The organism is Acinetobacter sp. RF14B, assembly GCF_006864105.1.
Lineage (GTDB): Bacteria > Pseudomonadota > Gammaproteobacteria > Pseudomonadales > Moraxellaceae > Acinetobacter > Acinetobacter lwoffii_C.
This window is the reverse complement of sequence record NZ_SMTB01000215.1, coordinates 1-619: the sequence shown is the minus strand read 5'-3', so window position 1 is coordinate 619 and position 619 is coordinate 1. Positions and strand designations below refer to the sequence as shown.

Here is a 619-nt window from a genome sequence, read left to right as displayed (position 1 = left end):
GGTGCAGGTGGCGCTGCAGTCGCGAGCAACAAGCGTAACCGTACCGAATCTGCAATCGGTGGTGCATTGGGTGGTGGTGCAGGCTATACCGTAGGTAAAAACATGGGCGGCACAAATGGCGGTTATATCGGTTCAGCATTAGGTGCTGCTGGTGGTGCAGCATTGGGTAACAAAATTTCTAAGGACAAAGCTGCTGATCGTGCTGCGGAAAAACGCTCTAAACACTGGAAAAAGCGTCATCGTCATCACTAAGTTTTAAACCCACGACATTTAACAAGCACCTTCGGGTGCTTTTTTTTAATATGCCTTTTAATACCTTCTAAGATTATGAATAAATAAAGGATAAAACCCATACAGTTTTATAACATTGCCTTCATGCTCACTCAAATTTACTGCCTTAACTTATAAGTTATACAAATTAGATCCAGATATTTTATAGGTGTACTCATGAACTATAAGAATTTAATAATTGCTGTTATTGCAACCTCAGCCATGGGTATGACAGCAGCCAATGCCGGCAATTCAACCAATACTGCTCTTGCTTCTGCTCTGGGTGGAGTCGCCGGTGCTGCCGTAGGCAAACAGCTAGGTGGCCAAACTGGCGCAACCATTGGTTCAG

Annotated in this window: 1 protein-coding gene; it reads left to right on the top strand. The window is 44.1% G+C overall.

Annotated features, from left to right (window positions below; translation table 11 throughout):
• On the top strand, positions 1 to 252 hold a 252-nt coding region (locus E2K52_RS14580), incomplete at its 5' end, for a glycine zipper 2TM domain-containing protein (protein ID WP_151205701.1).
• Positions 253 to 619: the final 367 nt, after the last annotated feature.